At 46.4% G+C, this 24,727-nt stretch carries 8 protein-coding genes; 4 read left to right on the top strand and 4 right to left on the bottom strand.

Annotation, left to right across the window (positions count from 1 at the left end):
• The 3 genes from QUA50_RS08175 to ppsA form a co-directional block, all read right to left on the bottom strand.
• A partial coding sequence (locus QUA50_RS08175) for a DUF4347 domain-containing protein (protein ID WP_333261152.1) occupies positions 1-5,152 on the bottom strand: 5,152 nt, incomplete at its 3' end.
• A gap of 1,451 nt (positions 5,153-6,603) precedes the next feature.
• Positions 6,604-6,924: a DUF6464 family protein gene (locus QUA50_RS08170; protein WP_333261154.1), complete on the bottom strand. Its 321-nt coding sequence runs from the start codon at positions 6,922-6,924 to the stop codon at positions 6,604-6,606.
• Positions 6,925-7,451: 527 nt separating this feature from the next.
• Positions 7,452-9,929 carry a phosphoenolpyruvate synthase gene (ppsA, locus tag QUA50_RS08165; RefSeq protein ID WP_333261156.1) on the bottom strand — a complete coding sequence of 826 codons (2,478 nt, stop codon included), beginning with the start codon at positions 9,927-9,929 and terminating at the stop codon, positions 7,452-7,454.
• A 259-nt stretch (positions 9,930-10,188) separates the two neighbouring features.
• On the opposite strand from ppsA, the gene QUA50_RS08160 reads away from it, so the two are divergent.
• The 3 genes from QUA50_RS08160 to QUA50_RS08150 all read left to right on the top strand — a co-directional run bounded on the left by QUA50_RS08160 (position 10,189) and on the right by QUA50_RS08150 (position 18,687).
• The gene (locus QUA50_RS08160; RefSeq protein WP_333261159.1) at positions 10,189-10,320 is read left to right on the top strand and encodes a hypothetical protein; all 132 of its coding nucleotides are present in this window, start codon (positions 10,189-10,191) and stop codon (positions 10,318-10,320) included.
• A gap of 381 nt (positions 10,321-10,701) precedes the next feature.
• Positions 10,702-17,193 carry a PAS domain S-box protein gene (locus QUA50_RS08155; RefSeq protein ID WP_333261161.1) on the top strand — a complete coding sequence of 2,164 codons (6,492 nt, stop codon included), beginning with the start codon at positions 10,702-10,704 and terminating at the stop codon, positions 17,191-17,193.
• 279 nt (positions 17,194-17,472) lie between these two features.
• A complete protein-coding gene (locus QUA50_RS08150) occupies positions 17,473-18,687 on the top strand; it encodes a hybrid sensor histidine kinase/response regulator (RefSeq protein ID WP_333261164.1) in 1,215 nt (404 codons plus the stop codon).
• A gap of 425 nt (positions 18,688-19,112) precedes the next feature.
• On the opposite strand, the gene QUA50_RS08145 is transcribed toward QUA50_RS08150, so the two are convergent.
• Positions 19,113-19,265 carry a hypothetical protein gene (locus tag QUA50_RS08145; RefSeq protein WP_333261167.1) on the bottom strand — a complete coding sequence of 51 codons (153 nt, stop codon included), beginning with the start codon at positions 19,263-19,265 and terminating at the stop codon, positions 19,113-19,115.
• A 195-nt stretch (positions 19,266-19,460) separates the two neighbouring features.
• Here QUA50_RS08145 and QUA50_RS08140 point away from each other — a divergent pair, with 195 nt between their 5' ends.
• Positions 19,461-24,473 carry a PAS domain S-box protein gene (locus QUA50_RS08140; RefSeq protein ID WP_333261169.1) on the top strand — a complete coding sequence of 1,671 codons (5,013 nt, stop codon included), beginning with the start codon at positions 19,461-19,463 and terminating at the stop codon, positions 24,471-24,473.
• Positions 24,474-24,727 lie beyond the last annotated feature (254 nt).

The following is a 24,727-nucleotide window of genomic DNA, read 5'->3' as shown; positions in this document are numbered from 1 at the left end:
GTTCGGGTACTGGGTTGAATATGGGGGTTGGTTCTGGGGCTGGTGTTGGTGTTGGGACGGGTGGTGTGGGTGTGGGTGGTGTGGGTGTGGGTGTGGGTGGTGTTGGTGGTGTTGGTTCTGGCGCGGGGACGGGCGCGGGTGTTGATTCTGGCGCGGGGACGGGCGCGGGTGTTGGTTCCGCTGCCGGTGTTGGTTCCGCTGCAGGTGTTGGTGGTGTTGGTGTTGGTTCCGGCGCGGGTGTTGGTGTTCGTTCCGGCGCGGGTGTTGGTGTTGGTTCCGGCGCGGGTGTTGGTGTCGGTTCCGGCGCGGGTGTTGGTGTTGGTTCCGGCGCGGGTGTCGGTGTTGGTGGTGTCGGCACCGGTATCGGCACCGGTATCGGCGCGGGTGTCGGTGTTGGTGGTATCGGCACCGGTATCGGCGCGGGTGTGGGTGTTGGTGGTGTGGGTGTCGGTGTTGGTGGTGTCGGTTCCGGCGCGGGTGTCGGTGTTGGTGGTGTCGGCACGGGTATCGGCGCGGGTGTCGGCACGGGTATCGGTTCCTTAAGGGGAATGAGAGAGACAGTGGCGACTGCGGCACTGGTAGCGCCGAGGTTATCTGTAGCGCTGTAGGTGAAGTTTGCCCCTGTGAAATTGCCGGACGCTTGGAAGAACAACTGGGTAATTTGCTCGGCTGTAAGGGTTTGACCTGCCGTGACCCGCACTCCTTGGCTGGGGTCGCCCAAGAACAGCGTGCCTTCATTGGCTGGTGGCAAGGTGTTTACCGTAAAGGAAACCACCGTCCCGTCTGGGTCGGTTCCTCCGAGTCCGGGGATGTTCGCGGTTGTTTCCACCAACAAAGCGACGCTGGAGTTGTTGGCGACGGGTGGCTCGTCGGTGGGAGGTAATAGTGCTAGCAGGGAGGCTGTAGCGGGGGCCCGACTAATGGCGCCACGGCTGTCTGTGGCGCTGTAGGTAAAGTTGGCGGCTGTGAATTCGCTGGTTGTTTGGAAGAATAACTGGCTGATTTGAGTGGCGCTAAGTCTTTGGCCTGCCGTGACCCGGATTCCCTGGCTGGGGTCGCCCAAGAACAGGACGCCTTGATTTGCTGTCGGCAGGGTGTTGATAGTGAAGAATTCGATCGAGTCGTCGAGGTCTTTTGCCGTGAGCCCGGTGAGGTTGACTGTGCTGTTTGGCGCCAGTGTCTTGCTGAAGTTTGTCGGTACCGGCGGGTAGTTGAACGCTAGTGAGACCAGAGAAACGGTGGCTGCAGGACTGATGCCACCGAGATTGTCCCTGCTGCTGTAGGTAAAGTTAGCCCCTGTGAAATTGCCGGCCGACTCGAAGAATAACTGCGTCATTTGCTCGGCTGTCAGGGTTTGACCTGCCGTGACGGCGACTCCCCCGGTTGCGGGGTCGCCCAAGAACAGGATGCCTTGATTTGCCGGCGGCAGGGTGCTGATGGTGAATGCAACCACTGTGCCGTCTGAGTCTCTGCCTCCGAGCCCGCTAATTTGGACAACGCTGTTGGGCCCGATCGCCACATTGCTGCTGTCGGCTGAGGGAAGCTTGTTGGGTGAAGGCGGAGCGAGTAAAATGGCGGTGGTGACAGTGGCTCTGGACTCGGAACCGTTGTTATTGCTGGGGTCTGGATCGAAAGTGGTCGATCGACTCTGGGAAGTATTGCTAATGGTGCCGATCGCTGGAATGACTACTGTTACCTCGCGGTTGATGTTGCTGCCGCTAGTCAAACTGCGAATTGTTGGGAAGGTGACAACCCCTGTCACTGGGTCGTAAGTGCCGTTATCGGATGCGCTGACTCCCGTTAAACCGGGAATGATGCTGTCTGTAATCACTACGTTTTCAGCAGCATTCGGCCCATTGTTGGCGGTAGTTATAGTATAAGTCACGGAACTACCAGCAGGAGCAGATGTGAGACCGCTCTTGGACGTAACCAGGTCGGCGCGGGCTGCCTCGATCGCAGTAACGACTCGCCCCCCCGCCTGACCGGGCAATGCGACTGTCGAGCCGTCGTTGTTGCTTAAGTCCGGGTCAAAAGTGTCCGCTCGACTCAATACAATATTGGTGATGCTCGTCAGGGTAGGCGGCGGTACAAAAAGCAGGGATCGGGTGACGCTGCTGCCGCTGGCTAAAGTCGCGATCGCTGGGAAATCGATCGCCCCTGTGGCAGCATTGTAGGTTCCGCCATCGGACACTCTGACATTAGTTAAGCCGGGAATTAGGCTGTCGGTGATGACTACGTTGGTCGCGGGACTAGGCCCGTTGTTGGTAGTAGTAATTGTATAAAGTAGCGTGTCGCCCACCTCGATGCTGGCCGGAGCCGTTTTTTGGGTGACAATATCGGCCACAGCATCGATCGAGGTAATGACGGTGGCGTTGGGGTTTGTACCGTTGTTGTTGGCCGGAGTGGAGTCGGGAGTGATGGAGGTACTTCTTGCCGTGTTGCTGATGGAAGTTAGGGTGGGCGGTACTGTGAATTCGACCGTCCGCGTCACCGTCTCCTTATGGGCTATTGCCACGGGATCGAAAGTGACAATGCCTGTCACTGGGTCGTACACGCCGCCGTTAGATGCCGTGACTCCGGTTAAGCCGGGAACTATGCTGTCAGTGATGGTTACAGCTTCTGCAGGACTCGGCCCTAAGTTGACTGTGGCGATCGTATAGCTGACCGAACTACCGGCCTGGGCACTCGTAGATCCGGTTTTCGTGGTAACAAGATCCGCGTTGGGCGCAATACTTGTCGTAACCGTAGAGTTAGTGGGAGTGCCGTCTTTGTTGGTCGCCGACCCGTTGTTGTTAGTGGCGATCGGATCGAAAGTCGCTGCGCTACTCCGGGCCGTGTTGCTGATGGCGGTAAGGGTGGCAGGGGCAACGAAACTGACGGTGCGGGTCGCAGTAGCCGCATTTGCCAGGGTTGTCAGTGCTGGGAAGGTGACAATGCCGGAAACTGGGTCGTAACTCCCCCCATCCGATACGCTGACTCCTGTTAAACCCGGAATAATGCTGTCCGTGACGGTCACATTGGCAGCGGGGTCTGGCCCCATGTTAGTCGTAGTCAATGTGTAGGCGACGCTTGACCCGGCCGAAGTAGTCACAGGGCCACTTTTGGTAGTCACTAAATCTGCGACTGTATCGACAACTGTGGTAAAGACTACACCCGGCCCCTCGATTTGCCCTGGCGCGAGTATACCGCTGTTGTTGCCCAGATCGGGGTCGAAAGTCGAGCTAGTGCTGAATGCAACGTTGGCAAAACTGCTACCGCTGGTTAAACCGGGCGGCAAATCAATAGTCAGGGTGTAAGTCAGAGTCTCACCCGCATTGAGAACCGGAATTAACGGCCAGGTGACAGCTTTCGTTTCGTTCACATAAGTGCCATTGTTGGAGGCAGTGAGAATTGGCGGCAATCCCCCCGGACGAAGCATTTCAAAAGGTATTTCGTCTTGAATCAGGACATTTGTAGCGGGCGCTGGCCCCCTGTTTACAGTGGTAATCGTGTAGGTAATGCTGCTTCCGGGCTTGACGAACTGCGGGCCGGTCTTAATCGTGGCAACCTCTGCGGCGATACTGGGAGGATTGATAGTTTCAACTACCAGGTTTTGAAGTTCGTGAATGTTGTTGGCGCTTCCTGTGGAACTGCCAAAACCAAATTTGAAAATTGGCGGTACCGGGCCGTTTGCGGTTGCTAAGTTGGGGATGTCGATCAATGTAGTTTCGTAGATGTCGTCGAAATTTTCATCGAAGGCCACGGTGAGGCGAGAGGGATTGACCGGATCGTTAGATGGATTCAGTGTAATTTGAACGGATCTTTTCGCTAAATTGCGATCGCTCGTGAACGTATTGCTGAAGTTAAAACTGGCGCCTGGTTGAGGGCCACTAAAGTCAATGCTCGTAGGAATGTTATCGATGCCGAAAGGAACGATCGCATTTGTTAAAAACCGATAACCGTTGGCTTGATTTCCTCTAACAGTCACCGAATCTGGTCTGAAAGAACCAATAGAAGAACCCGGAATCGGAGGTGGCTCAGGACCCGACCGCCCTTCTGTGGATGTTGAAAAATTGCCAAACTCGTCAAGCCCAATGCCTAAATAACCTCCCTCAATACCGGGTATACCCGTTCGTGGAGCGTAAGCGACAGAACCGCCATAACCCCCAGTCCTTGTTGGGCTAACAGTGCCGTCAATCAAGAAGAAACCCAGCCCGTCCCCTGGCTGAGGGCTAATAAATGATTGCGGAGCATTAGCTTGCTCCCTTGAACCGTAAGAATAAAAATCAAACTGGACTCTGATACCGTCGGTTGAAGGAATGGGGTTGTTGTAGATGACGAAGGCTTCCCGAAGGTTTACTGCTGGAGTTAATCGCAGAGCGCCATCGCCGGGACTCGAACCGCCCAAAGCCGGAAGTACGCCGGATACTGTGCCTCCGGTAATACCGGGGATAAGTTGATCGGCTGCTGGATCGTTGCTGCTGGGATCGAACAGTGCCCCGTCATTTCCCCCGTAAATCCAAGGCCCTCTAACTGTGGAGTTTTTGAAAGTTTCGTTAACTAATGTGCCGAGGGCGTAAGGGTAGGCTTCGAGGACTTTTTTTTCAATGGCGATTCTCGCCTTTATTTCCCCGATCGCAAATTTTAATTCCCAGTCGCCGCCGAGGGCCGCACTCCCCGTCAAGTTGTCGGAAGCTGCAATATCTGCACCGACCATCCAGCTTAGCTGCCGCACGAAGGCCTCGCCGCTTTCCCCCGCTGCGACGCTGCACCCGAATAACAAGATATCTCCTCTCTCGCTGAGGGCTTTTCTCCACTGGTGTAACGAATGGCTGTAGGTTTGTAGGTTGTCGTTGCAGAGTTCGATCGACCCTAGCTGCAAAGCAGCTTCTCGACCGTGAGAAACTATCTGAAGACTGTCTAAATCGCTGCAATTAGCCAAAATTCTAGTAATTTGCTCGACTCCATCCCGTGTCGAGTCCAATACAAATACCTCTGTATTGGCTGTTGCTCCTCTTGCCAAGCTGTCGAACTTCTCTACCCCAGCATCGAGGAACAGTACATTTTTTACAGTCCGAGGGGGCAACCACGGGGGGTTTGCCCCTACAGTCGATCGCAAAAATTCTCTGTGGGGATGCCCAATTTCCCTGCCGCCACGGAGTTTCTGGGACAAAAAACACTCCTCTATTTTTATTTGTTTTATTGGTTTTTTCTGATGATAAGTTGCTGTGGTTCGGGAGTTTCCGCCCGCAATCATTGCGGTGGGGTCACATATTATTGGCCTCATAAAAATTGGTTTGTTGCAGATGCTTGGCATGGTCAAATTTGTTTGCGAATTGTAGATAATGTACCCATTTCCAGATGATAATTATCACCTGTGGACAAGGTTTAATTGCAGAGCAATAAGCTCTGCAGCTTGACTTCGAGCGAGAGCAAAAAGCAAATTTTACTCAGCACAAAGCAGTGCTATATTGATATTTGATACTATTGCAAGTATCGCCTGCAGAAGCGCTGAGGATTTGGGGTTTAAATCGCAATAACTTCTCTGTCGGGTGATATTTTGCTTTCTGCCTTTTTCTTTTCTGTTAGCGAGTGTATCTGTTACACGCCTGTCTCTTACATGGCGCAGTAGATAATAACAGGATTTCTCAAAAATTTACTTGATGAGGTTTTCTCTCTTCTCGTCTAATGCACTTTAATTGGTCAAGAATTTTCACTATTTCTGGACTAATAAACAGGTTTGATTGACGAAAAGACACAGGTAGCAGCCTTCGCTCCCGGTAAAAAACTCGATTTCTTTTGTTTTGACGCGCAAACCCCGTTCGCAATAGCAACTAGACATTAACTAGGGAGTGATAGCCGTCACATAATTATGCCGACCGTGCCCGAAGTGTCATTCAACTGAAATCTTGTACCATTTTCAATAACCATTCTAGGGGTGGGTTCTCCTGCCCAGCCCACAAGAAAATTCACTTGTTGTGGAACAGGCCAGAAAGCCTATTCTTGAAAATGGTGCAACATATGAGATTCAATTGAAATCGGCATACCCTGTTTTGACGAAGCGTCTTAAAAATTCATGACTTGGAGTCTGGAGATAGCAATCTAGGTTTGAGACTGAGAAAGCTACGATCGCACTCAACAGATTAGTGCTGCCCGCAAGCAGCTTCTCAAACTGTCAACAAGCGAGTCTTCGAGCTGGTTTCTGTTTAAGATCGACGATCGGGACAATCTGTCGTGCAGAACTTTTCATGATGTTTTGGAGAAACTGATTTGGAGATTTGCGCCCGCGCTATTTACGCTTTTTGTTGGCTAAGTTTCTTAACTGCAAGAGTTACGCCCAAGAGATTAGAAACGCAATTTATGCCTAGATTTCTCGCCGCCTCACCAAAATTTATCATCTAAACTTCGTTTCCGATCGTAAATCCTCAACTAGAAAAACACGGAACGCAATCTGCCAGTTATGGCAACTGCAACCAAGCGATAATGCTCGATTAGGTTTTAACTGCTGAGTTTGGGCGTGGGTCGTCCAAAACAAGCTTCAACAATAATGCTTATACCTAAGTATATCTTAACTCATGGATTATTAGATCCGCAAATAGGCGTAGATACAAGCACCAATATAAGCTATATCTTTTGATCTCGAACGTCAAGAGTTTTGGCTTGATAGTACCGACAATCTTGACAGGGCCCGGAAGGATTGACCGCGCAGCGAATGTAATGAGAGCGGGCGTTATACTCACAAGTGATATCGCCGATCGAATAACCGAGGCTTTGTATGTAAGTGCGATCGGCAGTTGGTAGTTGAGTTCGCATGGGTCTATTCGCTACCGCAAGTCTGGCCGCTGCAATTCTGTCGCGGGCTTGGATCGATTGCGAGCGCATCACCCACAAAGACAGCAGCGACGGAGCTAAACCTATGAAAATAATCAGGAGAGCAGTTAGCACATTTTCAGAGCTTATGTGGAGAATTTTTGTTTTAATTTAGGCGATGGCAACAGAAAATTATCCCGAAAAGACGGTTTTAAATAAAAAAAGTTCCCGATAAATTCTCAAACTATGCCGCCCGTGTGTTAACCGTTAGCTGGCTGCTGAGGAGGGCGAATTAAATAACTTACAATTTCAGGCGTTGCTGATTAGGATCGCGAATTAAATAACTTACAATTTTAACTGTTATTGTGGGATGGGCGGGACGCCCGTCTTTTTTGGACGGGCGGGACGCCCATCCCACAAACTTGTGGAAGTTATTTAATTCTCATTCCTTAACGGTATGAACCAAATTTTGTCGGAAGTTACAAAACTCACCATACTTGGCTGATGGCAATTCCGAACTATTCAATTCATCCCTGTATTAAGCAACGCCCAATTTTAACTGTTATTGTGGGATGGGCGGGACGCCCGTCCAAAAAAGACGGGCGTCCCGCCCATCCCACAAACTTTTTGAGAAACCCGGTTGCTCTCAAAAAGAAAAACGGTTAAACCTTAGCAATATCCCCCGCTAAATCCATCAGCGAACCCGCACCTTCCACCTTAGCAACATCTAACAAAGTCTTCAAAACTGAATCGGGATTCAAACTAATTGAATCAATTCCCAACTCAACCAAGAAACGAGCAAACTCAGGATAATCGCTGGGCGCTTGACCGCAAATCCCAATCTTGCGATCGTACTTCTTGGCGGCTTTAATGGCAATTGCTACCATGCGCTTGACAGCTTCATTGCGTTCGTCAAAGATGTGCGCGACTAAAGCAGAATCCCGGTCTAATCCTAATGTTAGCTGAGTTAAATCGTTAGAGCCGATCGAGAATCCGTCAAAAACTTGGGCAAATTCGTCAGCAAATATGACATTGCTCGGCAATTCGCACATCACATACACTTGCAAGCCGTTCTCGCCCTTGACTAAACCGTGTTTTGCCATCTCGGCCAACACTTTTCGCCCTTCCTCTGGGGTGCGACAAAACGGAATCATCGGAATCACATTTGTCAAGCCCATTTCGTCGCGAACTCGCTTTAATGCTTTGCATTCCAAAGCGTAAGCTTCGCGGTAATTGGGGTCGTAATAGCGAGAGGCGCCGCGCCACCCGATCATCGGGTTTTCTTCCTTGGGTTCAAACTGTCGCCCTCCCAAAAGATTAGCATATTCATTGCTCTTGAAATCGCTCATCCGCACGATAACTGGATTTGGATAAAAGGCGGCGGCAATTGTGGCAATTCCGTGGGCTAGTTTGTCGGTGAAGAAATCGGGTTTGTGTTGGTAAAGTGCTGTCAGTTCGGCAATTTCTTCTTTGACTGATTCATCTACCAATTCGTCAAAGTGAATTAGGGCCAGCGGGTGTGCTTTAATGTGATTGGCAATGATGAATTCCAACCGCGCTAAGCCTACGCCGTCGCAAGGAATTGCTGATAAACCAAAGGCTTCTTCTGGGTTCCCGACATTCATTAAAATTTGAGTGCGGGTGCGGGGTAAATTCTCGATCGCAGTTTCTTGAATTTCAAAAGGAAGCAAACCGGCATAAACTTTGCCTTCATCTCCTTCGGAACAAGAAACAGTGATTTCTTGCCCGTTTTTCAAGATTTGGGTTGCCTCGCCGGTGCCGACAATGGCGGGAATTCCCATTTCTCTGGCGATGATGGCGGCGTGACAAGTACGGCCGCCGGAATTGGTGACGATCGCACTTGCTTTTTTCATAATCGGTTCCCAATCCGGGTCTGTTTTGTTGGTAACTAAAACTTCTCCTGATTGAAATTCAGCGATTCTGTGCACATCTAAAATCACGCGGGCTTTTCCTTGTCCGATTGATTCGCCAACGGCGCGTCCTTTTGCTAAAACTGCACTGCTGCCTTGCAATTTGTAGTTTCGCAAAACTTTAGCAGACTTTTGAGATTGTACTGTTTCGGGTCGCGCTTGGACAATAAACAATTCGCCGGTATTTCCGTCTTTTGCCCACTCAATGTCCATCGGGGTATAAGTCCCGCGCACTTTGGAGTAGTGTTCTTCGATGACTGCGGCCCATTTGGCTAGTTGCAGGATTTCATCATCTTGGATGGCAAATTTATTTTTTTCTGCTGCGATGACGGAGACGTTTTTGGTGTATTTAGAACCGCCGATATCGTACACCATTTTGAGTGTTTTGCTGCCGAGGCGTTTGTCTAAAATCGGACGAAAACCTTGTTTTAAGGTTGGTTTAAAGACGAAGTATTCGTCGGGGTTGACGGTTCCTTGGACGACGTTTTCGCCTAATCCGTAGGCGGCGGTGACTAATACGGCGTTTTTGAATCCGGTTTCGGTGTCGATGCTGAACATGACGCCGGAGGATGCTAAGTCCGATCGCACCATTTTTTGGACGCCGACTGATAGGGCGACTTCAAAGTGGTCGAAACCGCGCTGTTGGCGGTAGGAAATCGCGCGATCGGTGAATGTGGAAGCAAAGCATTTGTGACAGCATTCGAGGACGCCAGCGCAAGCTTGGACGTTGAGGTAGGTTTCTTGCTGTCCCGCGAAACTGGCGTCTGGTAAGTCTTCGGCGGTGGCGGAGGAACGCACTGCTACGTCTGTACTGTCGCCGTAGCGATCGCACAATTTTTCGTAAGCATCGGCGATCGCCGCTTGGAGTTCTCGCGGAAATGGTGTGTCGAGAATCAGTGCCCGCGCTTGCTTGCCTTTTTGTCGCAGGTTCTGCAGATCTTCTACGTCTAAATCGGCAAAAATTTCGCGCAATTTAGCTTCTAAACCCGCTGACTGGATGAAGTACCGGTAGGCGTGGGCTGTAGTTGCAAATCCGTTGGGAACTCTGACTCCTTGGCTGGTTAACTGTTGAATCATTTCGCCCAAAGAAGCATTTTTACCGCCTACTAATGGGATGTCGGCGATGCCGACTTCATCAAACAACAATACTAAAGCTTTTTCTTTGGGAATTAAACTAGGTTTTTGTTCACTTGCTAAGTTTTCCAGCATTACTTTTTTCCTCTCAACTTCATCTCAGTTCTGTCCAAGGACAGGAAATACCAGACTGTTTATTGGGAATTTCAATTTTTACCAAAATTATCAGATTTTTCCTAGGCTGTATCAACCGAGTTTTCGATTGCCTCTATTTCAAGATTATCACTTTTTGGCTAAATAGCAAGGCCTGTGGAGATTTTTTATTTGATTGCAAAAAGTAAAGAAATTTTAGTAATTAGTTTATGTAAGGTATGATAAAAGAAGTAGTAAAAATATGAATAGCGAAGATAGTTCCCACCGCTTTTTTGGCGTGGAGCGCTCATTGGTGCGGGGATATCGCTGGGATTGTGTTGGTAGCGGAATCCAAGGGCAAGAGACGGTGGGGTTCGATCGCGCGATCGGCTGACCCGGCCCAAAAACCGATACTTACTTTCCGACAGGAGTCGTGAGTCACCCAAAATAGGAGATTCTAGTTCAACCTCCCCGGTTCATCTGTGGAGTAAATCTAAAATCTAAAATCTAAAATCTAAAATCGGGTGACAGGGGCGATCGCCAAAAAAAAAAAACACCCAGCAGCTCAATTTCCTCCTGAAACCTAGCTTCTAAAAACCATAAAATTTTTGCCTCTGATTGCGTGGATCTACTTAGAGCAAAAACACAGTCGCATAGAGTGGATTGTAATTGTTGAACCACAGAGTTTTTAACTTGGAGTGGTGGGATTTGTGGTTGACAATTCTTTATATGCTATAATAGTTGGCTAAACTGCCTTACGACAAAAAAAAGGTATATGATATCAGTTTTGAGCCCACCCGCAAAGCGAAACGGCTTTAAAGTTCTTCTGATCGAAGACAATCAAGCAGAAGCCGATCTGATTGAAGAATTATTATTAGAAACAAATGTCAGCAGAGCCGAACCCCAAAGGCTATCAGTAAGTTGTACGGATCGTCTCAGCAAAGCGCAGGAACTTTTGGTCAGCGAACATTTTGATGTGATTTTACTCGACCTTTCGCTGCCAGACAGCCAAGACTTAAATACAATTGTCAAAATACAAGAATATAGCCTAAATACTCCGATTGTGGTACTGACAGCCCGCAATGATGAAGAGCTTGCCGTGCAGTCAATCCAAGCCGGAGCTCAAGATTATCTAGTCAAGCGAAAAATTGACAGCGAAGTGTTAATTAGATCGCTTCGCTACGCAGTCGAGCGACAGCACAACCAAGAAGCTTTACGAAAAAGCGAAGAAAAATATCGCTCGGTAGTCGAGAATTCTCTCGTCGGAATTGCCATTCTTGCTCCTCCGAGTTCTCCCTCAGCACCAGAAAAATGCGAGTGGTTGGAAGTGAACGATGCTTTGTGCGATTTGCTGGGATACGATCGCGAGGATTTTTGGCATGAGAATTGGGAAATGTGGGTTTTTCCTGAAGACTTGCAGTCGAGTTTAGAGCAGTTAAATAAAATTTTGGCAGGGCAGAGTGAAGGCTATGTTTTAGACCAAAGGTGGCGCAGAAAAGATGGAATAACCGTTTATACTAGAGTTTACCTTCGCTGTATCCGCGCCCTAGACGGCTCGATAGACCGCCTGATTAAAGTAGTCTTGGACGTGAGCGATCGCTACCGTTACGAAGCTCAATTAAAAGCATCAGAAGAGTTTTTAAATCACACGATAAATTCTACTCCCGATCCAATTTTTGTCAAAGATGAGCAGCACAAATGGATCGTTGTAAACGATGCTTTTTGCAATTTGATAGGAAAAAGGCGATCGGAACTGATTGGCCAGTCAGGATACGATTATTTGCCCTCAGCACAAGCGGCTTTTTTTGGGCAACAAGACGAGCAAGTATTGCAAAGAAGTCTTGCTCAGGAAACAGAAGAAATTTTTACAGATAGCGGTGGTCAAGAACGCATTATATCTACTAAAAAAACAGTATTTAAAAAAGCCGATGGAACTAAAATGTTGGTCGGAACAATGCGAGATGTGACCGAATACAAACGCCAGCAAATTGCGTTGCAGGAAAGCGAAGCTCGATTTCAAATAATGACGGACAACGTGCCGGGAATGATTTATCAATATCGGCTTTATGTAGATGGTAAAACATCTTTTACTTACGTTTCTTCTGGCAGTTGGCAGATATACAATTTAAAGCCAGAAGAAATAGAAGAAAATGCCAGTTTGGCTTTTGCAACAGTTCACCCAGACGACATCTCAGACTTGCAGCGATCTATCGCAACTTCAGCGGCGACTCAGCAACCTTGGCAACACCAGTGGCGGCAAGTTATGGGAGATCGAGTGAAATGGCTTCAAGGCGCGTCGAAGCCAGAAAAGCAAGCAAACGGCGATATAGTTTGGGACGGTTTAGTGATGGATGTTACGGAATTGAAACAAACCCAGCAAGACCGGGATCGATTTTTTAATCTCTCGCTGGATTTACTTTGCATTGCAGGTTTTGACGGCTATTTCAAACGCTTAAACCCCGCTTGGTCAAATGTATTGGGTTATAGCAGCGATGAAATCTCAGCCAAACCTTTGATAGAATTAGTCCATCCAGAAGACCTAGAAATTACTGTAGCGGAATTAGAAAAACTTAAAAAAAGCCACCCGGTTATTAGCTTAGAAAACCGCTATCTTTGCCGTGATGGTACTTATAAATGGCTGTCGTGGACAGCATCGCCGTTTGCAGAAGAAGGTTTGATTTATGCGGTGGCTCGCGACGTTACATTTAGCAAGCAAGCTGAAGCTGAATTGCGTAAGAGCGAAGCCACCAACCGCGCTCTTTTAAATGCGATACCAGACATGATATTTCGCTGTCGGGCAGACGGCACTTTTGTAGACTTCAAACCTGCTAAAGATTTTGATAATATCCTACCACAAACAGCACTAATCGGCAAAAAAGCACAAGACATATTGCCGGCTGCTTTTGCTAACAAAATATTGTCTGGTCATCAACAAGCGATCGCCACCGACGATATTCAAGTTGTAGAATATCAAATGCCCGTTAATGATGAACTGTACGATTTTGAAGCGAGAATTGTTTTCTGCACCGATGACGAAATTATCGCGATCGTCCGCGACATCACCAATCGCAAACGTTTTGAGTCAAAACTCCACAGGCAAGCAGCAGCAATGGCTGCTGCTTCTGAAGGTATCGCCATAGTCGATACCGACGGACTTTTGATTTATTGCAACGCAGCCCGACTAAAAATCTACGGTTACGACTCTTTTGAAGAACTGTTAGGCAAAAGTTGGAAAGTATTCTACGACGGTGCAGAACTGCAAAGGTTTGAGCAAGAAATTGTGCCTAGTTTATTGCAGAAAGGTTGGTACATGACCGAAGCAGTAGGATGCCGCCGCGACGGCTCGAAAGTTCCTCTAGATATCTCGCTGACAATGCTAGCGGGCGGAGAAATTATTTGCGTTGCTCGCGATATTTCCCAAAGAAAACAAGCAGAAGCAGCACTGCGAGAAAGCCAGCGATTCATTCAACAAATTGCTGGGGCAAGTCCTAATATTTTGTATGTTTGTGACTTAATTGAAAAAAAAAATATCTATGGTAACGCTTCTATATACCACATTCTTGGTTATACAGTAGAGGAGATTCAGGCAATGGGGCCGTGGATGATGTCAACTTTAATCCACCCCGAAAATTCCATCAAAATGCCTGATTATTTACAGCAAGTCGAAACAGGCAGCGAAGGGGATATCTTTGAAATTGAATACAGAATTAGGCACAAGGATGGTTCTTGGCGCTGGATGGTCAGCCGAGATACTGTATTTGCAAAAACAGCAGACGGTAAGTTAAAACAAATTCTCGGCACGGCAACTGATATTACAGAAAGCAAGCAAGCAGAAGATGAAATAAAGCTGTTGCTGGCAGCAACTCAAGCCATTAGTCAGTCTGCTGATTTTCACAGCGCCCTCCCACATATCCTGCGGTTGCTGTGTAATGCGATCGGCTGGAATTTTGCGGAAGCTTGGATACCGAGTGCTAACGGTACTTGTTTGGAACACAGCGAAACTTGGTACGCTAGCGATCGCGATTTAGATACGTTCGGCCGCGAAAGTAAAAAAATTAGATTCGCCGCCGGAGTGGCAGTACCTGGACGGATTTGGTCAACCAGAAATGTAGAATGGATTGAAGATATTTCTTTAGCCAAAAATCATCTTTTTGCCCGATCGCAAATGGCGAAATCAGTCGGATTGAAAGCTTGTTTCGGAGTGCCAATTCACGCTAGTTCAAAGGTGCTGGCAGTTTTAGTATTCTGCAAGCGCGACCGCTCGATTATGGAACCGCGTATAGTAGAGTTGGTCAAGGCTGTAGCGACTCAGTTGGGCGATCATATTCAGCGCAAACAAGCCGAAGAAGAATTGCGTAAAAGTGAAGAACGCTGGCAGTTAGTTCTTAAAGGCAATCAAGACGGAATTTGGGATCTGAATCTTCAAACAAATGAAGCTTTTCGCTCGGCGCGCTGGCAAGAAATTATCGGTTACACAGACGGCGAAATCGACAGCACCAACAGCGCATCGATCGATCGCATCCATCCAGACGATCGCTCGCGAGTGCAAGCAGCGATCCAAGCTTATCTCGATCGGCAAACCCCCCATTACGCGGCCGAATACCGCTTGCAGTGCAAAGACGGTAGCTATAAGTGGGTGCTCGCCCGCGCTCAAGCAGTGTGGGACGAAGCCGGAAACCCTCTGCGGATGGTGGGTTCGATGACGGATATCAGCGATCGCAAAGCAGCAGAATTAGCTTTGCGGCAGGTCACTCAAGCCGTCGAAAGTACCAGCGACGCGATCGCGATCGCCGACTTGAAAGGGCGGTCTATTTACCACAATCAAGCCTTTATTCAGCGCTACGGCTACACGGTGGAAGAACTCAACGATATTGGCGATATGACTGCGTTTTATGTCCGGCATAAAAATTACAAACAAATCTATAAAAGCATTCGCCAAGGTCGCTCTTGGTGTGGCGAAGTTGCACTGCAAACTAAGAGCAACGAAGCAGTAACTGCTCTGGTGCGAGCCGACAGTATTCAAGATATTAATGGGAATTTTATCGGCTTAATTGCAGTAATTACTGATATTACAAAACGCAAAGAATCCGAACTAATTTTGCGCCAAAAGTTAAAACGCGAACAGTTGGCAGTAGCCATGCTGGAACGCATAAGGTCTTCTCTAAATCTCGAAGAAATTCTCACCAAAACAGTCGAAGAAGTGCGTCATTTTTTGCAAGTAGACCGCACTATTATTTATCAATTCAATCCTGATTGGAGCGGGTTTATCGCTGTTGAGTCGGTTGCCGAAAATGTTCGACCAATTGTAGGAATGGAAATTTATGACCCCTGTTTCGGGGCAGCCTACGTTCATCTTTACCAAGACGGCAGAATTAGAGCCATAGAAGATGTTCACAATGCCGGCCTCGCCGACTGCCACTTGGGTTTGTTGACTCGGCTAGACGTGAGAGCGAATCTGGTAGTGCCGATTTTGCAAGGCGAAAACTTGTGGGGGCTGTTAATTGCCCACCACTGCACGGGCCCGCGTCCCTGGCAACAATTGGAGGGAGAGTGCCTAAAACAATTGGGGGTGCAGTTGGCGATCGCCATTCAGCAATCGATGCTATTTGAACAAGCACAAACCGAAATTGCCGATCGCAAACTTGCAGAAGCCGCCCTGCAATTAGCTAAAGAAGCCGCCGAATCCGCCAACCGCGCTAAAAGCGACTTTCTCGCGAACATGAGCCACGAATTGCGGACGCCTTTGAACGGGATTTTGGGATACATTCAACTGCTAAAAGTCGATAAAAACTTTACCGCCGATCAACAGGAAAGTCTTAACAACATTCACCAGTGTGGCAACCACCTGCTGATGCTGATTAATGATGTTTTAGACCTCTCAAAAATCGAAGCTAGTAAAATGGATCTGTCTCTGACAAACCTGCATTTTTCCAGTTTTGTTAAAAGTATTATTGATTTGTTCCAGATGCGCTCTGCTCAAAAAGGAATTGCCTTTAATTACGAGCAGGTGTCAGCGCTGCCAGAAGGAATTGTGGCAGACGAAAAAAGGTTGCGTCAAGTTTTGATTAATTTGCTCAGCAATGCCGTTAAGTTTACGAACAGCGGCAGCGTTACATTCAAAGTCGGTTATGCAGAAAATTTCCCCGATAATTATCCTCAAAGCAATTGCGAGAATTCTAGTTTGACAGCGGAAATTGCCCCTCAAACAATCGATTTGACCGCGAATATAGACGCGCAGCAAATGTATATCCCGCGACTAGGAACAACTGAAGCGCGCCAGGGGATAACAGAAGACAATACTGGCCGTACCCCTACCCCTAAAATTCGCTTTCAAATCGAAGATACCGGCATTGGCATTTCTCAAAATAAATTAGAAGAAATATTTTTGCCTTTTCATCAAGTGGGCGATCGTAACAATTTCGTCGAAGGTACGGGACTGGGACTTTCCATCAGCCAAAAATTAGTCAAAATGATGGGCAGCCAAATTCGCGTCCAAAGTACCTCCGGCAAAGGCAGCATATTTTGGTTGGATCTAGACTTGCCAGCAGTCGCCCAGTATTCCGAACTCCCCTCCCGACAAGAAAAAAGGCGGCTTGTAGGTTTTACCGGCACCCAGCGGAAAGTGCTAATAGTGGACGATCACGAAGTAAATCGCGCCATGTTGCACAGGCTGCTTTTTCATTTAGGCTTTGAAATTGCAGAAGCTACAGACGGCGAAGACTGCTTGCACAAAGCACAAAAATTTCTACCGGATATAATTTTAATGGATTTGCTGATGCCCGTAATGAACGGTTGGGAAGCTACCAGGCGACTGCGACAGTTGCCGCAATTAAAAAATACGGTTATCCTTGCTTTGTCCGCTAACGTTTACGAGACTAGCAAGCAAGAGAGCATACTTGCAGGTTGCGATAATTTTCTCACGAAGCCGATTCAAACTAACGAGCTTTTAGAATTATTGCGCCTGCATTTGAGACTAGAATGGGTTTACGAAGAAAGATCGCAAACCAAAAAGCGGACATATCGAACTGCCAAAGCATCTTCTGAGATTGCTGCTGCTGACTCAACGATGGTGTCTCCTGCCTCAGAGTCAGTCTTGGCGTTGTTAAGATTGGCTGCAATGGGCGATATTGAAGCTATTCTGGAAGAAACTGCTAAACTTGAACATTCCGATCCGAGATTAGTGCCTTTCGTTCATCACCTGCGCCAACTTGCTAAAGGATTTCAGCTCAAGCAAATTCGAGATTTTTTGAAGCAACATTTGTCCTAAAATTGACTGTAACTAACCGACAACTCATAATCAGTTAAGTTTCACATCTTGCACGATTCTCGCTTAACGGGCTCTTCGGCCCGTTCCACTCATAGTTGAATTTTATTGTGGGGAGTAAGGGTTGGGTTCTTCTAGCCCGCCCAGAAAAGAAAAGAGTGATTGGAAATAAAGGCATCTATGAAGCAACCGGATTTCTAGAGCAGCAGAAAATCACTTAAATCCGATTTAAACTCAAAAACCACCAATCAAAAATCAAAAATTTTAATATTTCCCTTGAATATGAACGATAAGAATTCCGAACGAAGCATCATACAAATTGTCGATGACAACCAAACAAATCTTGACGTACTTTTCGAGTTGTTAAGGAATTACGGGTTTAAAGTATTAGTGGCTCTAGACGGCGAAAGTGCGATCGAGCAAATTGACTACATCCATCCCGACTTGATTCTTTTGGATATCATGATGCCAGGAATTGACGGTTTTGAAACTTGCCGACGTTTGAAAGCAGACGCGTCAACGCAAGATATTCCCATCATATTTATGAGCGCCCTTTCCGATACGCCTGATAAAGTAAAAGGTTTTCAGACAGGAGCAGTTGACTACATCACTAAGCCTTTCCAGCACGAAGAAGTTTTGAGCCGGATTAAAACCCACTTGACAATTCGCAGCTTGCAAAAAAAACTCGAAGAAAAAAACCTCGAACTTGCCCACCTCAACCAAAACCTGGAAAGACTTGTTGAACAAAAAACCAAGCAATTGATCGACCAGGAAAAAACCGCCATCATCGGACGTTTGACTCAGGGCATGGTTCACAACCTCAAAAGTCCACTGCAAGTGATTCAGACTAGCGTCGATTTGATTGAAACAAAAGCCACACAAATTCAAGAAGACTCTCTGTTTAATTATACTAAGTATATTTTTCAAGCTGTCACAAAAATCAATCTGATCATGGATACTCTGATGATGAAAAGCCGCAACGAGCAAAAGCAAGATTTGCACCCGGTGAATATCAACGATTTAGTGCAGCGAGAAATTCAGCTATTGGAAGGCAACCTATATTTTAAAAATAAAATTAGAAAAAAATACTTTTATGACGAAGAAATTGACAGCATTCCATTAATTTATTCCTATCTTTCTCAAGTATTTTATAATTTAATCAATAATGCAATGGATGCTATGTGGGAAAAGAAAAGCAGAGAAATAACTATCGTGACTCGGCAAGACGACTCGAACATATATATGGATATTGCCGATACGGGATGCGGCATATCATCTGAAGATTTGCCAAAACTTTTTGATCCTTTTTACACATCGAAGCCGCCTAAAGGCGAGGCAAAAACGGAAGGTGAACCGACAGGAACTGGTCTAGGACTTTATACTTGTATTGAACTTTTAAAACCTTTTAACGGTGAGATTGCTATTAGCAGCAAGGTCGGTCAAGGCAGCGTGTTTACAGTTGTGCTGCCCAAACCGCAGAAAAATGGAGCGACTTAAATGAGTGAAATTGTGTCGGGTTAGACAATAATAATTAAGTTGGTAATTAAATTTGTAGCAAGGAATGCAAGTCTTGGTTACTCGATCGAGAGAGGACTTGCATTGCTCAATATAAATAGGCGCTAATGGGGGGCAATGAACCGGACACAATCTCAGAGCATATCTTGTAAATCAACGGTAATTATCGTAGCTTATACCAATTTTAAAAAACAATGCAACAGTATTCTTCCCCCGATGTTTTGGGGGGGTTAGGGAGGATCGAAGAGTGTTGCACGATTTTAAAAAAATGGTATTAGTAGTAATACCATTTGGCAAAAATAATTCAACTTGAGGCAAGCTTTAAACGGCAATTTATAATCTAAAGTTTCAAAGGCGATCGGCAATGCAAATCCTGATTACTCCGCGCTCTTTTGACTTGCCTCTTGCTATTCCACTGCCAAAGGTTGTAAATTAAAATAGAGTTGAGTTGCAATATGGGTAAGAGTATGATAGTTTTGGGCGACTAGGTTTGGGGCGAGGCGGAAAACTTGCAGCGAACAACTCAATTCTACCAATAAATCTGCAATGTCTGCAAGCACACAGCGCACTCTCAAGCGTGCGGTTCAAGTTCCCCAATCATCAGCTAGGTAGCTGCATCCGCTGCTGAGATTTTATAATTACTAAAAAATAGCAAAAGGATAGCAGTAAAAAAATGCCCCTCAACGCAAGAACCCAACTGCGATAGTCATCAGTCATTCCTAATCTCAAATCAAAAATATAAAATATAAAATGGTATGACATCTGTGTTTGAGTCAACTTTAACGCTTGGTTTAAAAATTCTTTTAGTAGAAGATTGTGCCGAAGATGCAGAGTTCATTCAAGAACTCCTGTCTGAACCCCAACTAGGACACTTAATTGATGTGACCAATGTATTTCGCTTTCGGGAAGCGATAGAAATTTTAAGGGAGCAAATTTTTGATGTAATTTTATTAGATATTTCACTTCCTGACAGCCCAAAATTTAATACTTTTTTCCGACTGCAAGATTGCTGTATAAATATTCCGATCGTCATTCTGACAGCGGCCGATGACGAAGAACTGGCTGTCGAGTTAATTGCTGCCGGGGCCCAAGATTATCTGGTAAAAAGACAGGTAGACAGCCGGCTGCTGGTACGGACGCTAAAGTGCGCGATCGCCCGCCAGAAACGGCAAGCAGAATGGAAAAAAAGTCAAGAAAAATACCAGCAGGTTGTTGACAATATCAAAGAAGTTGTTTTTGAAACAAATACTGCGGGCAATTGGACTTTTCTCAATCCGGCTTGGACGGAAATTAGCGGATTTACCGTTGATGAAAGCTTAGGAACTTCCTGTTTGAGTTACATTCATTCTGAGGATCAATACCAATATTTAAATTCGTTGACAGGTCTGAGCGAAAATCAAGAAACATCCAATTGCTATCAAATTCGATATCTTACCAAAAATGGCGAAATTCGGTGGGTGGAAGTGCAAGAATTTTTGATGTTGGGCGGGAACGGCGAGGTGCAGGGGACGACAGGAAGTATCCACGATATTACTGAGAGAATTATAGCTCTCTCCGAACTGGAAGCTAGTAAAAAGTTTTTGAATTATACGATAGATGCACTGGCTGACCCCATTTTTGTCAAGGACGAAGATCACCGCTGGATACTGTTAAATAATGCTTTTTGCAAGCTGCTCGGCAAGCAGCGCGAGGAACTGCTGGGCAAGTCGGATTACGACTTTTTCCCAAAACAAGAAGCTGATATTTTTTGGCAGAATGACGAACAAGTGTTTAGGACGGGGGAAGAAAACGATAGCGAGGAAATATTTACGGACGCCAGCGGTGCCAAGCACATTCTGTCTATTAAAAAAGCTGTCTTTGAAAATACCGGCTGCAGTAAAATTCTCGTGGGGATAATTCGAGATATCACTCAGGATAGGCGCAAACAATTAGCGCTGGAAGAAAGCGAAACTAGATTGCAGCAACTGGCGGCTAACTTGCCGGGAGTAATTTATCAATTTCGGCTTTCAATCGACGGCAAAATATATTTTTCTTACATTTCTTCTGGCTGCAGGGATTTATATGAATTGGAACCAGAAAATATTTACCAAAATCCCGAACTTATGTTCAGTTGTCTTCATCCAGACGACAGCCAAAAAGTGGCAGAATCTATTGCTGTTTCTGCGGCCAATATGCAGCCCTGGCAGCAGGAATGGCGGGCGATTCTGCCGTCGGGAAAACTTAAGTGGATGCGAGGGGCTTCGTCGAGACCGGAACGAGTTGATTGTGCGACTGAAATAGGGCAGGAAGGGGATATAGTTTGGGAAGGAATGGTGCTGGATATTACTGATTTAAAACAGGCAGAAGCAGCTTTGCGGGATAGCGAAGCTAGATTTCGCTCGCTTGTTGAGAATATCCCTGGCGCTATCTGTCGCAGCTTGTACGATGCTGAGTGGACGATGGTATTTATTAGCGATGAAATTGAGGTAATTAGCGGGTATCCTGCTGGGGATTTTATTGGCAACAACCGCTTGAGTTTTGCGAGCATTGTCCACGAGGCAGACAAGGAAATGGTCGATCGACAAATCAGCGCAGCAGTAGAGTCGAAACAGCCGTACAATCTAGAATACCGCATTGTTCGCGATGACGGAGCGGTGCGGTGGGTGTCGGAAAGAGGTAGGCCAACTTACAATCTAGAAGGGCTGGTTTTGTGGCTCGACAGAGCGATTTTTGATATTACCCATCGCAAACAAGCCGAACTGACTCTGTGCCTGATAACTCAAGCTGTAGACAGCGCTAGCGATGCGATCGCGATCGCAGATTTAGACGGTTATTCCGTTTATCACAATCAAGCATTTATTCAGCGCTACGGCTATACAGTTGAGGAACTAAATAATGCCGGCGGCCCAGCAGTAATGTACCCCAAATCTCAAGACTTGAGAAAGTTATTTAGGGTGCTGCGGAAAGGTTTTTCTTGGGAAAATGAAATTGAAATCAAGAGTAAAAATGGCGATATTGTAGAAACTTTCTTGCGAGCTAACTGCATTAAAGATAGCGCTAGGCAACCGATAGGAATGATAGCCATAATTGCCGACATCACAGAAATAAAACGCACTGCGTCGGCATTAAAACTCAGTCAAGAGCGATTACAGTTGGCGGTTTCAGGCAGCTCTTTGGGGCTGTGGGATTGGAATATAGCTACGGGCGAAACTTATTTCGACTTTTATTGGAAATCAATGCTAGGCTATGCAGAAACCGAAATTGAAAATAACCTCAAAGGTTGGGAAAGTTTGGTGCATCCCGAAGACAGAGTGAAGGTAATGGAATGTTTGAATTCCTATTTGGAAGGTGAGACTGATATCTATGAATTTGAATTTCGGATGCTCAATAAAGCGGGCAATTGGCAGTGGATTCTAGCGATGGGCAAGGTGGTCGAGTACGACGAATGGGGTACGCCGCTGCGGATAGCAGGCACTCACAAAGATATTAGTGCCCGCGTTGCAGCAGAAGCCGAAAAAACGCAGTTGATCGCATCTTTGCAACAACTTGCCGAACAGTTGCAAGCAGCGCAAAAAATAGCCCGCATCGGCAATTGGGAATTTGATAGGGAGACAGGAGTTATTACTTGGTCGGAAGAACTGTTTCGAGTTTACGGTCGAGAATTGAATCTGCCACCGACAATGGAAGAACTTTTAGAGCAAATTCATGCCGATGACAAAGAAAGGTTTGCAGAAGTTGTACAAAAAGCACTGACTGAAGGAACAGCTTACGATATCGACCACCGCATCTATTTTCCATCAGGAGAAATTAGGCACGTTAACGCTAAAGGAAAAGCTGTTAAAAATGAGTTGGGTCAGGTGGTGCGGCTGTGTGGCACGGCAATGGATATTAGCCATCGCAAAAAAGCAGAAATTGCTTTACAAGAAAGCGAACAGCGATTTCGAGCTGTATTTGAACAAGCGGCAATTGGCATTGTTAAAGTGTGGCTTGACGGTAAATTTTTGAATGCAAATCAAGGGTTTTGCAATATTGTAGGTTACTCAGAATTAGAGCTAAGATCGCGAAATTTTGGGGACATTTATCACCCAGAAGATGTAGCAGCAGATGTCGAGTCGCGCGACAGACTGTTAGCTGGAGAAATTTTTAATTATTCTATTGAAAAACGCTTTGTTCGCAAAGACGGTTCATTTGTTTGGACTAATATGACTGTATCTTTAGTGCGGGATGAGTTTGGGGAACCTAGCTATGTAATTGCTGTAATTGAAGATATTAGCGCTCGCAAACTTGCCGAGGCTATCTTGCGCCAGCAATTAAAGCGCGAACGCCTGGTGGTTAAAATGCTGGAGCGCATTCGATTTTCTCTCAATTTAGAAGAAATTTTGACAAAAGCTGTTGCTGAAGTACGGCAGTTTTTGCAAACAGACCGGACAGTTATTTATCGCTTTAATCCCGATTGGAGCGGTTTTATAACTGTCGAGTCTGTGGGCGAAAATTGGCAGTCGATTCAGGGAATAACTATTAAAGATTCCTGCTTAGAAGACAGCTATGCTTCTGCTTGCGAAGACGGTCGCCCTCTAGCTGTGGATGATATTTACAAAGCAGGTCTTTCCCAGTGTTACATTGATTTATTAAGTCAATTTCAGGTGCGAGCTAATTTGGTAGTGCCGATTTTGCAAGGCGAGAAGTTGTGGGGGCTATTGATTGCCCACGAGTGCGCGGGCCCTCGCCAGTGGCTGGAAATTGAGGTCGAGTGTCTCAAACAAATTAGCGTGCAGTTGGCGATCGCGATCCAGCAATCAATGCTGTTTGAGCAAGCACAAAGTGAAATTGCCGATCGCAAACAAGCCGAGTCAGCTTTGCAGGAATCGGAAGCGCGAGAACGTTCAAAAGCGCTAGAGTTAGAAGCAGCTATTAACAAGCTCCGAACGACTCAAGCTCAGCTCGTTCAAAATGAAAAAATGGTGAGTTTGGGTCAGTTAGTTGCTGGTGTTGCTCACGAAATTAATAACCCTGTTAGCTTTATTCACGGAAATATCAATCCGGCTCGCAATTACACTTTAGATTTGCTGGAATTGATTAAACTTTACCAGCATTACTGTCCTCATCCTCCAGCCGGAGTATTGGAGAAAATTGATGAAATAGACTTGGATTATATTGCTGAGGATTTCCCGAAATTGTTTAATTCGATGCAAGTAGGAACCGAGCGAATTGTCGAGATTGTGAAATCGCTGCGTAATTTTTCCAGATTGGACGAATCTGCTGGGAAGTCGGTTAACATTCACGAGGGAATTGATAGCACTTTGATGATTTTGCAAAATCGGTTAAAATCTCACAGCAGTCATGGAGAAATTCAGATAGTTAAAGATTACCAAGTATTGCCACAAATTGAATGTTTTCCTGGCGAGTTGAATCAGGTATTTATGAATATTTTGATTAATGCGATCGATGCTTTGGAAGAACGGGACAAGCAGCGTTCGATCGAGGAGTGCGATCGACATCCCAGCACGATCGCTATTCGCAGTTATCAGGTGGCTGCCGACTTCGTAGCGGTATCGATTGCAGACAACGGGGGGGGGATACCGGAGTCAGTGCGATCGAGGCTGTTTGACCCGTTTTTCACAACTAAACCTGTGGGCAAGGGTACGGGTTTGGGACTGTCGATTTCTCACTCGATTATAGTCGATCGCCACGGCGGCAGATTGAGCTGTATTTCGACACCGGGTGAGGGAGCGGAGTTTTTGATTGAAATTCCAGTGCGATCGAATTTAACTGGTACGAATTCAAATTAGGGGCAGTAAATTAGCAATTGGTAATTGGAAATTGGGAAGCAAAAATGGGTAATATCTCACATCTTGCACCATTCTCGCTTAACAGGCTTTCCGGCCTGTTCCACAAAGAGGAATTTTCTCGCTTCACAGGCCGGAAAGCCTGTTGCTAAACAAGTAATTGAGAATGGTGCAACATCTCCGTAATATCAAATACCGTAACATCGGAATTATACCCTGCAAGCGAGCATTATCCTTGCTCCTGGTCACTCGATCGC

It is taken from the genome of Microcoleus sp. M2_D5, assembly GCF_036701935.1.
Classification (GTDB): domain Bacteria; phylum Cyanobacteriota; class Cyanobacteriia; order Cyanobacteriales; family Microcoleaceae; genus Microcoleus.
Note: the sequence above shows the minus strand (reverse complement) of the source record. Positions and strands in the feature narration are given on the sequence as shown.